Here is a 12,844-nt window from a genome sequence, read left to right as displayed (position 1 = left end):
GAATTCTACCGAATCCCCACTCTGCTTTTTTTATTCTATTAAACATATTCTCTTGTTATCTTTTAAAAAGGTCGTCGTCTTGGTCGTTGAATAGGTTGTTGCGCTTTTGGGTCATTCTTTCTTTTTTGCGTTCTGAGAACGGGCCCTCTGAGTTGTCTTCTTCAAATAGAGGGGCATCGTTCTCTTCTGTGTAGCGGACATTTTCCTCTTGCATGTATGTTTCCTCTTCTATATGAACGGACGTCTCCTCTTCTGGAGCATAAATGTCTCCTGGTTGTTCTGTTTCATAAGAAGTGGGTTCATAGCTGTCCACCAAAGGCTCATCTCTTTTAATTTCATTTAAGGTATCTTCAAAGAGAATAGGGCCTTTGTCTTCTTTTAAATTCTCTTCATGACCTGCAGACTTGGAATCTACAGATCTAGTCGTGGCGGCTCCTTGCCTTTCTGATGAGCTGAAAAGCCGCTTTTCGTCTTGACTTTGACTACGGCTCATATCCCCAGCTGTTTCCTCCAACTCCACACCTAGTGGACCGTCTGAAACAACGCGTTGGTCATACACATCTTCCTCATACGGCTTTTCCATCGGGAATGGTTGTCCATGCTCATAAAGTAACGCTTTGTCCACGTCTTCTTCAGAACGATTTTCCGCATAACGTTTACCGTTATTAGTTGGAGTATGCTGCTCTCCAGCCAAATTATCCTCTAATTCTAAATCAGGATTTCCCGTGCGCCCCATTGTCGTAGCTTCATTCGTCACACTTGCCTGGTCATGTAGAGCGGTGACCTCTTCACGAGCGTAATCTTTCTCCGTTTCAACAGGATCCCCGCTCAAGAGCTGCTCATCCAGCGGAATGCTTCCATCTATATTCGTATCCGGCATTGGACGGTTAATGGAGGTGCTTGATTCTGCCATTCTCTCACCCTCAGAAACTAAAGGTTTCTCCGCCTTTACGGGCTCTGTGCTTTCCTCTAAATGCAGGGAAGTCTCTTCCGTCACATACCTTTCCATACGGCTCTCGGTCAAAGCTTCTTGGCGTAATTTCATACTTGAAATCGGTTCTGCCAGTACAAGAACTTTTCCGACTTTTACATCGAACTCGTAGCGGTATGCTTCCTCTTTGGCAATGCCCATCTCCATTAGAGTAATAGCTACGCTTTTATTTTCAGGTGTGAAAAGGCTCTTTGGAGTTACTATGGAGCTGCTTGGATTGATGCTAGAATACTCACTCAGCTGAGCTTCCCTTTCATCATGACCACGCGAGAACCCACCCTCACCAAATTGCTCTACAATACCTCGGTTATCTCGAATAATCCAGATATCCTCCGGTTGGTACCCCTCCGATTGAAGCCAATCAATCTTAGCAAGCGCCTCTTCTTCCATTAAATAAGAACCAATAACCTCTTTTCGTTGCTCGATCATGCAACTTCCTCCTTAGAGTGCTGTAATAGGAATCTTATACCCAGAAATGTAAAAAGGGTAACCCAACCTAGAAAATAATTCAAAAAACGCAACCATTTATGTTAGAAAAACGTCCCAATAGGGAAAATAATTACAAATGATTTACTACTTAAGACATATAAAACATATATTAGTACCTAAAGAGAGAACGAATTACATATTTTACTAAAGTAAAAGGAACTGGGGGAATAGCATGACAAATCCGAATGGAGTTACCGTCCTGATTCCAGCCTATAATCCTGATGAACAACTGGTCAGCCTAATCCGAGATATTGTAAAAGAAGGCTTTAAGCAGATTCTGGTCGTTAATGACGGAAGCAAACCAGAGTGTGAGTCTATTTTTAAAAAGATAAAAGAATGGAAGGAATGTACCTTACTTGAGCATCAGGTGAACAAAGGGAAGGGGCAGGCCTTAAAGACTGCATTTTCCCACTTCTTAAGCACCAGTCCTAACGCTGTGGGGCTTGTTACACTGGATGCGGATGGCCAGCATGCGGTCGAGGATATGAAAAAGGTCGCCATCAGGCTTTGCGAGCGGCCGGAGAGCCTTGTGCTTGGAGTTCGTAATTTTGCAGCAGATGACATTCCCTTCCGGAGCAAATTCGGGAACGTATTGACGAAAAACATAGCCCGCTTTGCATGTGGCATGCAAATCTCCGATACCCAAACAGGGCTCAGGGGAATACCGGCCCACTTTATCCAAAAACTGATTCATGTTGCCGGTCAACGATATGAATTCGAGATGAACATGTTAATGGAATGTAAACCAAACAATATTGAGATAGAAGAAGTAAAGATCCAAACCATCTATCTAGAGGACAATAAATCTTCCCACTTTCAGCCGATAAGGGACTCCATTAAAATCTACGCGACCTTTCTGAAATTCGCCCTATCTTCTGTACTTTCTTTTGGCTTGGATATCCTGTTATTTGCACTCTTTGTCATGATGTTAAATGGTGTTTTCGTTGAATCATACATCATTCTAGCTACCGTGCTATCAAGGGTGTTGTCTTCCTTGTTCAATTTTACTGTAAACAGGAAGGTAGTTTTCAAATCTTCCAGCTCCTATGCTATTGTAAAATATTTTTCCCTCAGCATTGGGCAAATGCTGGCATCCGCAGGTGGCGTGTATCTCATCTTTGAATTGCTCGGCTTTGGGGAAGTTGGCATAAAAATTGTAGTCGATGGACTGCTCTTTTTAGCAAGTTACGTGATCCAGCGAGAATGGGTTTTTAAGAAAAAATACCAAGTGCGAGCGGGACAATAAATTAAACAGACAAAAGACCTGGGAGTGTATCCTAGGTCTTTTTTTGTTTTACAGAAATAGCTTTTTCAAAAGTTAATCCCAAACCCAACTGCTGTACCCTTTGGGGAAACTCGATTTTGATTACCGCTTAAACCAACGTTTGTTTAAAAAAAGCTATTCTAAATAAGTGCTTATTCAACAAAATAACAAATACTTTATCATTTCGACACCGCCAGATAAGTTCCTCTGAAATAGCATTTTCAAAAGTTAATCCCAAACCCAACCGCTGTACCCCTTGGGAATCCTACATTTCCATTTCCGTTTAAACCAACGTTTGTTTAAAAAATACTATTCTTTGATTGCCGGTTTTTGTTTAGTAGAAGGGAACGAAATGGCCGTAAGTGAACGGTCCTGAACCTCTACGCTTGCAATATTTTGATTCGGAAGGGTGATGTGGTTCACCTCTAAATAATACGTATACGTGCCGGGAAGTGGAATGATATCTGTCCAAGTAATCTTTGTAGTATTGATAATTGTTTTTTCACAATCATTTTGACCAAATTGATTAATCAATGCAAAACTTTCACTTGTTAACGGAGTCGTCTCCCTCAGCAAAGAAAACTCCACAATAAAGCTATAGGCAGGATTGTTTTCCGTCAGGATAAAAGCTTCGATCATCGCATCGAGCTTTACCACTTCATTTGGAAAATGAGTCTTCACCTTCAACTCAATCGCTTGCGTTGGCGTATCCGCTTCTATTCCCAACATTTCATCGCTCTGATTAAAATAATACCGCGGCTCCATTCCTCTAGGCTGCAAGTCACAATTACACGGCACCCTACATCCGCAACTCTTTCTCCATTCAAAATATAAGGACATTGAATAATGCCTCCTTTAGACATACTATCCATTCCATAACATATGCTTGTCATCGCAGTTTGGCGAGGGTAGGAGCCTTGAAAACACGATAAAATAGAAAAAGGAGCATTTCTCCACCAAAAAAATAAATTTTGGAGAACATATTCACAAATCGGTTTTCATATGCTAGGATGAAAATAGAAAGCGGTTACTTGTACAAGGGAACGCTTTAAAGTAATGAGGGTCAGACCCCTTAGAGGTGATGCATTTGATCGAGCCTGTTAAAAAGTACATACAAAGTGATTTTTTGCAAAAGGGCTTCGAGTATGGTTTGCTTTCGTATGGGTCTGAGTGTAAGGATGTTGATGTGTTGTTTATTCAGGATGGTTGGGATTATCTTGAAATTGGGAAGATCCAAGAGGGTGTTGAAAAGGTGTTGCATGGCACCAGTGGCAGAGGAAGGATAGGAATTCTTCTTGTACTTGTACCACCCGGGACCTCTGAGGAAAGATATCACTATTATCATCCAAATGGAAGACAGCATAAGGAGTACATGGACTTTTTTATCCAAGAGTTAGTGCCTGACGTACTTGAAGAGATAAAGCTACAGGGGAAGAAAGTAAGAAAAATGGGCCTTCTTGGCGATTCTCTTGGAGCGACAGTAAGTCTTACTATTGCTATACAAAAGCCTAGTCTTTGGACCGATCTGCTCCTTCAATCAGGAGTGTTTCCAGGAGTGTTATACGATAAACTGAAAGCGCTTCAAACGGAGAAAAAAGAATTCCACTGGAATGTCTACCAAGTTGTAGGGCTTCAAGAAGACAATTTTTATTATGCACTATCAAATGAAGTGTTCCACATCTTAACGCACAACAGGAAGTTGATGGAATTGTTTTCTTCACTATCTATGAATCTTACATACTACGAAGAAAACGAAGGACATTTATGGACATTTTGGCAGAGGGATTTGCCGCGTGCGTTGGATTTTTTCATCCATAAATAAGCAAACAAAGGGGAGAATAAGAGAATGAAGAGGTCAAAATTTTGGTTAGCTTTCATGATGATGTTTACACTGGTATTTGCCGCTGCGTGCAGTAGTAACAATTCTACGGCAAACAATAACAGTGAAGGTACTGGAGAGTCAGATTCTAATGAGCAAGTGGAAATTGAATTCTGGACAATGCAGCTTTCTCCAACATTTGATGATTACATTAATGGCGTTATTGCTGATTTTGAAGAAGAGAACCCGAATGTGAAGGTAAAGTGGGTAGACGTTCCTTGGGGAGATATGGAGACGAAGATTTTAACATCTGTCGCATCTAAAACTGCTCCTGATGTAGCGAACTTAAATCCTCAATTTGCAGCAAAACTTGCAGAACTAGATGCACTAGTAAACATGGATGAAATGGTTCCAGATGATGTGCGTAGCCAGTATTTTGAAGGGGTATGGGCTTCTAACACATTTGATGGCAAAACATTTGGTATACCTTGGTACTTATCTTCACAAGTAACTATGTATAACACTGATATTTTTGAAGAAGCTGGATTGGATACAGAAAAGGCTCCATCCACTTTTGAAGAGTTAAAAACAGTAGCAAAGCAAATTAAAGACAAGACAGGAAAATATGCATTCTTCCCTGCGCTAGATGGAAGCCATCTTTTGGAGTCCATGGTTATGATGGGTGTGGACTTAACGAATGAAGATATGACTAAAGCAACTTTTAATACGGCAGAAGGAAAAGAAGCATTCCAATTTTTCGTGGACCTTTATGAAGGTGGCTATATTCCGCGTGAAGTATTGACAGAAGGACACTCTAAGGCGGTTGATTTATATCAAGCTGGTGAAATTGCCATTTTAGCTTCTGGTCCTCAGTTCCTGACAATTGTTGAAGAAAATGCTCCGGATATTTTGGCAGCAACAAAAACAGCTCCAATTATTACTGGGAAAACAAATAAAAAGAATGTAGCAGCGATGAACCTTGTGGTTCCAAAGCAATCTGAGCACCAACAAGCGGCTGTAGATTTCTCTATCTTTATGACAAATGCAGAGAATCAAGTTGAATTTGATAAGCTAACTGCGATTCTTCCATCTATTGAAACAGCATTGGATGACCCATTCTTCAATGAACTTCCGGCTGAACCAACTCCAATTGATGAAGCGCGGATCGTATCTGCTAGCCAATTAAAGGACAGTGAAGTATTGATTCCCCCAATGAGCAATTTTGAGGACCTTCGCACAGCGATGAATGAAGCATTGCATGCAGCGATGCTTGGTCAAATGACTGTGGATGAAGCATTAGCACAAGCTGAAGCGAAATGGAATGAAATCCTGGCACAATAATTAACACAGAAGAAAGGGAGTTTTTATAGGCAAACTCTCTTTCTTTGTTTACTAGATAAAGAGTACGGTGGTGAAGACATGACCAAAAAACAAATATTTCAACAAATCAAAGGGAAATTAATTGTTTCCTGTCAGGCACTGGAGAATGAACCTTTACATGGTTCTGAAGTGATGGCTAAAATGGCCAAGGCTGCCTATATAGGTGGAGCTTCTGGCATTAGAGCGAACGGCTTAGACGACATAAAAGCAATAAGACAAGCGGTAGCTCTACCTATCATTGGTCTTGTAAAAAGAGATTATCCTGATAGCGAAGTATATATTACTGCAACAAAAAAGGAAGTGGATGAGCTGATTGAAGCAGGCGTTGATATTATCGCCCTTGATGCGACAAGCAGAACTCGACCTAATTCCGAAACGCTTGAGACCTTAGTAGCATACATAAAAGCCAACAATATTCTGGTCATGGCAGACATCTCCACTTTTGAAGAGGGGAAGTGTGCTGCAGAACTCGGGGTTGATTGTGTGTCAACTACAATGTCTGGGTATACAGCATATTCTCCGCAAAAGCAGGAACCTGACTTTTATTTGTTGAAAAAGTTAGTAAAAGAGCTGTCCATTCCTGTGTTTGCGGAAGGTAGGATCTCCACTCCTGAGGAGGCAAAACGTGCCTTGGAGTTAGGAGCATTTGCGGTGGTGGTTGGATCTGCCATTACTCGCCCTCAGGAAATCACAAAAAGTTTTGCAAAAGTTTTTGAAAAGGAAGTGGCTGGATATGATGGAAGTGCAAACGGCGTCAAAGAGCAGGTTAGGCGGATTAATTAATAGTTATTATCCTTCATTGACTAAATCAGAGCAAAAAGTTGCCTCAGTAGTTTTAAAGCAGATGGAAAAAGTTCTTTACTACTCAGTAACGGACCTTGCGGATGTATCGGAGGTAGGAGAAACGACAGTCCTAAGGTTTTGCCGAAAGATTGGTTTAAAAGGTTATCAAGAATTCAAACTTGCCATTGCCAAGGACCTATCCTCCATCAACCATGAAAAAGAACATAATAAATCAGATGAAAACAAACCAGCCAGCCTGGTGGCATCCATCGCGAATAATACAAAGAATGCCATTGATGAAACGATGAATAAGTTGAATCAGGAAACACTAGATGGGGTTATCGAGCTTTTATTAAAAGCAAAATCTATACAATTCTTTGGAGTAGGTACTTCAGGATTAACAGCTTTGGATGCGAAAAATCGATTTTTAAGGTTCGGTTTCCGGTCAGATGCCGTTATTGATCCCCATTTACAATCGATGACAGCTGCCACATTAGGAGAAGAAGATGTTGTGATTGGATTAAGTGTCTCTGGGAGTACGAAGGATACGATTGACTCGTTGAAAATCGCCAAGGAAAATGGAGCAAAAATTATCGCTATCACTTATTATGCAAGGTCTCCAATTACAAAACTTGCTGACATGGTAATGCTAAGTGGAGGCAAGGAGTCCCCACTTGAGGGAGGTTCACTTGCTGCAAAGATTGCGCAACTCTTTGTGATCGACCTGTTATGCACAGGACTCGCTGTAAAACAGAAAGAGTATTCTTTATCAATGAAAGAAAAGACGGCAAGAGCCGTAATAGAAAAAATTTATTAAGCAGTTAGTTGGTGACAAGATGAATGTAATAGGTGTGGACATTGGCGGCACTGGAGTCAAGGGCGCAATCATCAGTAAGGAAGCAGAAATTTTGCAAGAGGTGAAGGTCTCTACCAATATAGCAGAAGGTAGGGAAGGCATCTTGCGCTCTGTTGTAGCTGTAATCGATTCCTTATTTCGGAATAATATCCCTATTTCTGGAATAGGCCTAGGGTCTGCAGGTAGAATAGATCCCCAAAAAGGAGAAGTAGTTTATGCGACTGCAAACCTGCCAAACTGGGAAGGTACGAATCTGAAAGCTTTCTTGGAAAAGAAGTATGAAGTGGAATCTTATATTGAGAATGATGCAAATACCGCTCTACTCGGAGAAATGTGGGCTGGCGCTACACATAAGAAGCAAATAGAAACTGTAGTTATGCTGACTCTTGGCACAGGAGTCGGTGGAGCCACTGCAATAAACGGGAAAATACTTAACGGTAACAAGTTTCAAAGTGGAGAATGGGGGCACGTCATTCTTGTTCCTCATGGAAAATCGTGTAATTGTGGAAAAGAAGGCTGTATTGAACAATATCTATCAGGTACAGCACTAGCACATGCCGTTCGCACCGAAACGGAATTCCAATTTACACATGGTGCTGAGATTTTCGAAGCATACTCAGATGGAAATAAACAGGTCAAAAAGGTGATTGACCGATATATAGATTATTTGGCAATTGTCATCTACAACATCACTGTTGCAATCGATCCGCAAGCCATTCTTATTGGCGGAGGTCTCATCGACTCCAAAGCACACTGGTGGCATGATCTTGAAAACAAACTGAGAACTATGGATGTAACCACTGCAGTCTTACCTGCTTCACTTGGCAACAAAGCTGGAATGTTCGGGGCGGCAGCAATGGCACTTCAACATGTTATAGAGAAAAGAGGGGAGTCCGTTTGAAAAGAAATCCGTTAACACCATTTTTATTTTTAGTTCCAGGATTAATTATCTTGGGTGCATTCATCTTCTACCCAATGCTTCATGCCATTTGGCTCAGCTTCACTAACTACAATATTGTCAATGATGCCGAATTTATTGGTCTTGAAAACTATCAAGCTCTTTTGGAAGACCCGTTGTTTTGGAAGGTATTGGGCCAAACGCTACTTTACCTCATCATTGTCGTACCTGCACTTGTCGTGTTACCAATCTTCCTTGCCATCCTAGTGAATAAACAAATAAAAGGAATTGGATTTTTTCGTTCTGCTTACTACATACCGGTAGTTACGTCGATGGTGGTCGTCGGAATTGCTTGGAAATGGGTTTATGCCGATCAGGGGGTACTTAATTACATTCTTGATTCTCTAGGTGTAATTTCAGCTCCTGTAAACTGGCTGACCTCCACTTCGACTTCCATTTTTGCTGTCATGATTGTGACAATTTGGAAGGGGCTTGGGTACTATATGGTCATCTATCTTGCAGGCTTGCAGTCCATTCCAGATGACCTTTATGAAGCGGCAGATATTGACGGTGCCAGCAAGTGGAAACAGATATGGCATATCACTGTCCCACTTTTGATGCCATCTATTATGATTGTAACCATTATGTCTTCTATTTCAGCTATGAAAGTTTTTGAAGAAATCTATGTCATGACAGGCGGCGGACCACTCAACAGCTCCAAAACCCTTGTATTCTATATTTACCAAGAAGCTTTTGAGAAATTGCAGATGGGGTATGCGAGTGCTGCAGGGGTTGTCTTATTCTTAATTACATTAATTTTCTCCATTATCAACATCAAATTCATGAACAAAAAAGAAAATGTAATAAAGGGGTGATGACGATGAATTCTCCTTCTATAAATACAAAACAAGTGAACGTAATAAATCCAAAACCGAAAAGGCCATTGACATTCAAAAAAGTGATAAAGACTTCTCTAACTTACGGGACACTCTTGTTTGTCACACTTATCATGGTAGGACCATTTCTTTGGTTGCTGGCAACCTCTTTGAAATCCGGTGGAGAAAACATCTTCTCCTATCCGCCACAGTTCATACCGGAAAAAATCACCTTCCAGAACTATGTGGAAGTGATGAACTTTTTTCCTTTTTGGCGCTATTTGTGGAATAGTATTATCGTTTCGGTAGTTACTGTCCTCCTAAATATCGTTTTCTGTTCGCTTGCTGCTTATCCTTTGGCACGCATGCAATTCCGTGGAAAAACACTTGTATTTGTCCTCATTATAAGTACGATGATGATCCCTTTCCAGCTTCTAATGATACCGATTTATTTGTTGGCGCTAGAAATGGGATTGCAAAACACATATGCAGGATTAATCTTACCGCATGCAACGACTGCATTTGGAATATTCCTAATGCGTCAAGCATTCCTGACAATACCTTACGAGTTGGATGAATCAGCAAGGATGGACGGGGCAAATTCATTCCAAATATGGTGGAGAATCCTAATGCCACTTGTAAAACCATCTATTGTTACGTTATCAATCTTTACGTTCATGATGGCGTGGGGAGACTTCCTTTGGCCATTAATTATATTGAATGATACTAGCATGTATACACTTCCACTTGGTGTAAACACATTAGCAGGTTCCTTCTCGGCTAACTGGCGTTATATAGCAGCAGGTTCCATTATCTCTATTCTGCCTATCATCATTATTTTTGCCATCCTTCAGCGTCACTTCATTGCTGGTGCGATGAAAGGAGCCGTGAAAGGATGAGAGAGAAAACATACACTTGCTATGTCGTTTTTCAAACGCATTGGGACAGAGAATGGTATTTACCTTTTGAAGTGTACCGTCACCGTTTGACTCAGGTAATTGATAGAATCGTCGACGGTCTCGAGAGGAAAGAGCTGGAACAGTTCGTTCTTGATGGGCAAATGGCTGCACTAGAAGATTACTTAGATGTATGCGAACCCGATATGGAGGAGCGCATCCTCTCTCTTATAAAAGAAAAGAAAATTATCATTGGTCCATGGTATGTGCTGGCGGATGAATTTCTTGTATCAGGAGAATCGCTCATTCGAAACTTGGAAATTGGAATGAAGCTTGCCAATAAATATGGAGAATCACAAATGATAGGTTATTTACCCGATACGTTTGGGCATGTTAGTCAAATGCCTCAACTTCTTCAAGGCTTCGGGATAGACAATGCGATTGCTTGGCGTGGAATTGATTCAGACAGTTCAGAGCTTATCTGGAAGGCCCCAGACGGCTCACAGGTGTTAACTGTTTTTCTACCAGAAGGCTATTACCAGCCTGTCCTCAATGAAGAATCCTTTCCAACATCTATGGCCAACTATGTGGAGAAGGTGAAGGGATTCGCTCAAACAACAGCCCTTCTTTTAACAAATGGGGGAGATCACTTGATGCCAAAGCATGGCGATATGCTTGGAAAGATAAACGAGATCTCCTCAGAGGAAATTCGATTCGTATCCAGTACATATGAAAATTACATAAATTCATTAAAAGCAGAACTTCCTCAAGATTTGCCGGTATTTTATGGAGAACTCAGAAGCAATAAACATGCTTATGTCCTTCCAAATGTTTTATCAACAAGAACGTATCTGAAACAGCAGAATCAATTGATGGAGGATGAACTAACGGGTTATACAGAGACACTATTAGCGCTAACTGCGTCTGCGAGGTATCCTGCAAAGTATCTCGAGGAATCATGGAAGCTACTTATGAAAAACCATCCCCATGATAGTATATGTGGTTGCAGTTTGGATGAGGTGCACCGTGAGATGGAGACTCGATCCATGAAGCTAGGGCAGCGCTTAGAATCTCTTCAGATGGGAGCCTTGGCAACAGCGGGGATACAGGATGCTGCAGAGAGTGGCCATGCTACAAGAAAGCCATTTGAGGATAATACGGTGTTTACTGTTTTTAATCCGCATGTTCACAGCTATTCTGGTCCTATCAGAGGGACGATTTGGTTAAAAGAGGACAGGGATTTTTCCTTGGTGGATGAACAGGGACAATACTATCACCCTACCATTCTTTCAAAAAGAAAAGATTGTCATTTCGCCTCCCCGCTTGACGCTTTTCCGGAATTCACGGAGGGAATTTTTTATGAGGTGCTGTTTTCTGTTGAAGAGTTGCCTGCAACTTCCCTTACAACCTTCTTAGTAGCGGAAGGGGCATGTAGGAAATTGGCTAGAAGGGAAGATAGTGTAGCAGATACAGACTTCTACCGCATAAATGTCGAGAAGGATGGATCGCTGACTTTGGAAGATAAGAAAATGGGTCGTACCTATAAAGGATTGCAATCTTTTTACAGCTCTATGGATGTAGGAGATGAATACACTTACTCCCCTCCAATAGACGATATAACAACGTTCGGAAGTTTAAAAGGAAATCCAATTGTGGAGCATTCCGAAACAGGCGATGTTTCTCGCCTGCATTACACAGTCGTATTGAATCTTCCTGCAAGTTGCCGGGAGGATCGATCGGGACCTGTAGATGAGAAAGTGAAAACAGAAATTCAAGTGACTGTTATGCTATCAAGTCACTCACCAAAGATTGAAAGTAAAGTGAAAGTAATAAACCGTGCAAAAGATCAACGTCTGCGCGTGCAATACCCTCTAGGAACTAGCATTGAAAAAACATACAGTGACACCGCTTTTGATGTAGTGGAACGACCTGCGAAAAAGATAGAGGAGTTTGACGCTCCAAAGCAAAAAGAAGTGCCTGTTGTAGTGGAGCCGTCCCTATCTTTCATACGTGCAGAACAAGAAGGGATAGGGATTCACTTTTTCCATAGAGGGCTACAGGAGTATCAGGTAGTGCCGGATGTAAAGGAAGATATTCTCGAGGTGACAATGCTTCGTTCGGTTGGCTGGCTTTCCCGTGATGACCTGCGTACCCGTGGTGGAGGGGCTGGGCCTGGAATGGAAACACCTGAAGGGCAATGCCTGGGAACTTACACTTTTGATGTAGCTTTTGAACCTGCTTCATGGTGCACAAATGGAAATATAGCTAAATCTGCCCACTTCTATCGAGTTCCTCCAAGAATATATTCGGGGGACGCACGTGGGAAAAAAATTGCTGGATTAGTAGAGATCGATAATAGGGAAGTGCAGTGGAGTGCCCTCTATTGTTCAGATGGAGACTTATATCTCCGGTTATGGAATCCAACCGAACAGGAACAATCTTTCCAGTTTTCATTTGGACAGGAAATAACGGCAATTACGAAGGTAAGATTGGATAAGAGTGAACTCACGCCGCTAAACGACCAAAGTGATATGCTGGCACCCAAATGCATTGCAACCTACAGATTACAGTTTTCATAAAGGGAGCTTATGAA

Annotated in this window: 11 protein-coding genes; 9 read left to right on the top strand and 2 right to left on the bottom strand. The window is 41.5% G+C overall.

Annotation, left to right across the window (positions count from 1 at the left end; genetic code table 11):
* Positions 1–55: 55 nt before the first annotated feature.
* Positions 56–1,420 (bottom strand): general stress protein, encoded by a 1,365-nt coding sequence (locus tag K7887_RS19950; RefSeq protein ID WP_223491350.1) that lies wholly within the window; start codon positions 1,418–1,420, stop codon positions 56–58.
* A 232-nt stretch (positions 1,421–1,652) separates the two neighbouring features.
* On the opposite strand from K7887_RS19950, the gene K7887_RS19945 reads away from it, so the two are divergent.
* A complete protein-coding gene (locus tag K7887_RS19945; protein WP_223491349.1) occupies positions 1,653–2,726 on the top strand; it encodes a bifunctional glycosyltransferase family 2/GtrA family protein in 1,074 nt (357 codons plus the stop codon).
* A 327-nt stretch (positions 2,727–3,053) separates the two neighbouring features.
* Here K7887_RS19945 and K7887_RS19940 read toward each other — a convergent pair whose 3' ends face one another.
* On the bottom strand, positions 3,054–3,584 hold the full coding sequence (locus K7887_RS19940) for a hypothetical protein (protein ID WP_223491348.1): 531 nt from the start codon (positions 3,582–3,584) through the stop codon (positions 3,054–3,056).
* Between the two features lie 247 nt (positions 3,585–3,831).
* On the opposite strand from K7887_RS19940, the gene K7887_RS19935 reads away from it, so the two are divergent.
* From K7887_RS19935 to K7887_RS19900, 8 genes are all read left to right on the top strand, one after another.
* Entirely contained in the window at positions 3,832–4,566 is a 735-nt protein-coding gene (locus K7887_RS19935) for an alpha/beta hydrolase (protein ID WP_223491347.1), read from the top strand.
* Between the two features lie 24 nt (positions 4,567–4,590).
* Entirely contained in the window at positions 4,591–5,904 is a 1,314-nt protein-coding gene (locus tag K7887_RS19930) for an ABC transporter substrate-binding protein (RefSeq protein ID WP_223491346.1), read from the top strand.
* Positions 5,905–5,982: 78 nt separating this feature from the next.
* Positions 5,983–6,726, top strand: a complete 744-nt coding sequence (locus tag K7887_RS19925; RefSeq protein WP_223491345.1) for an N-acetylmannosamine-6-phosphate 2-epimerase — start codon at positions 5,983–5,985, stop codon at positions 6,724–6,726.
* Positions 6,677–7,543, top strand: coding sequence for a MurR/RpiR family transcriptional regulator (locus tag K7887_RS19920; protein WP_223491344.1), 867 nt, complete (start codon positions 6,677–6,679; stop codon positions 7,541–7,543). Before K7887_RS19925 ends, K7887_RS19920 begins: the two co-directional genes overlap by 50 nt.
* 19 nt (positions 7,544–7,562) lie before the next feature.
* Positions 7,563–8,483 (top strand): ROK family protein, encoded by a 921-nt coding sequence (locus K7887_RS19915; RefSeq protein ID WP_223491343.1) that lies wholly within the window; start codon positions 7,563–7,565, stop codon positions 8,481–8,483.
* Positions 8,480–9,355 carry a carbohydrate ABC transporter permease gene (locus K7887_RS19910; RefSeq protein ID WP_223491342.1) on the top strand — a complete coding sequence of 292 codons (876 nt, stop codon included), beginning with the start codon at positions 8,480–8,482 and terminating at the stop codon, positions 9,353–9,355. Before K7887_RS19915 ends, K7887_RS19910 begins: the two co-directional genes overlap by 4 nt.
* Positions 9,356–9,360: 5 nt before the next feature.
* On the top strand, positions 9,361–10,254 hold the full coding sequence (locus tag K7887_RS19905) for a carbohydrate ABC transporter permease (RefSeq protein WP_223491341.1): 894 nt from the start codon (positions 9,361–9,363) through the stop codon (positions 10,252–10,254).
* Complete coding sequence (locus tag K7887_RS19900) at positions 10,251–12,830, top strand: glycoside hydrolase family 38 N-terminal domain-containing protein (protein ID WP_223491340.1); 2,580 nt, start codon at positions 10,251–10,253, stop codon at positions 12,828–12,830. Before K7887_RS19905 ends, K7887_RS19900 begins: the two co-directional genes overlap by 4 nt.
* The last annotated feature ends 14 nt before the right edge of the window (positions 12,831–12,844 follow it).

Origin of the sequence: Sutcliffiella horikoshii, from assembly GCF_019931755.1 — a bacterium.
In the GTDB taxonomy this organism is placed as follows: domain Bacteria; phylum Bacillota; class Bacilli; order Bacillales; family Bacillaceae_I; genus Sutcliffiella_A; species Sutcliffiella_A horikoshii_E.
The sequence above is the reverse complement of the archived record's forward strand: the minus strand, read 5'-3'. Positions and strand labels throughout refer to the sequence as shown.

What these genes read in the sequence shown, in the direction of transcription:
- K7887_RS19915 (WP_223491343.1), top strand. Translation starts at nt 7,563, where the DNA reads ATGAATGTAATAGGTGTGGACATTGGCGGCACTGGAGTCAAGGGCGCA.
- K7887_RS19900 (WP_223491340.1), top strand. Translation starts at nt 10,251, where the DNA reads ATGAGAGAGAAAACATACACTTGCTATGTCGTTTTTCAAACGCATTGG.
- K7887_RS19920 (WP_223491344.1), top strand. Translation starts at nt 6,677, where the DNA reads ATGATGGAAGTGCAAACGGCGTCAAAGAGCAGGTTAGGCGGATTAATT.
- K7887_RS19945 (WP_223491349.1), top strand. Translation starts at nt 1,653, where the DNA reads ATGACAAATCCGAATGGAGTTACCGTCCTGATTCCAGCCTATAATCCT.
- K7887_RS19950 (WP_223491350.1), bottom strand. Translation starts at nt 1,420, where the DNA reads ATGATCGAGCAACGAAAAGAGGTTATTGGTTCTTATTTAATGGAAGAA.
- K7887_RS19940 (WP_223491348.1), bottom strand. Translation starts at nt 3,584, where the DNA reads ATGTCCTTATATTTTGAATGGAGAAAGAGTTGCGGATGTAGGGTGCCG.
- K7887_RS19925 (WP_223491345.1), top strand. Translation starts at nt 5,983, where the DNA reads ATGACCAAAAAACAAATATTTCAACAAATCAAAGGGAAATTAATTGTT.
- K7887_RS19930 (WP_223491346.1), top strand. Translation starts at nt 4,591, where the DNA reads ATGAAGAGGTCAAAATTTTGGTTAGCTTTCATGATGATGTTTACACTG.
- K7887_RS19905 (WP_223491341.1), top strand. Translation starts at nt 9,361, where the DNA reads ATGAATTCTCCTTCTATAAATACAAAACAAGTGAACGTAATAAATCCA.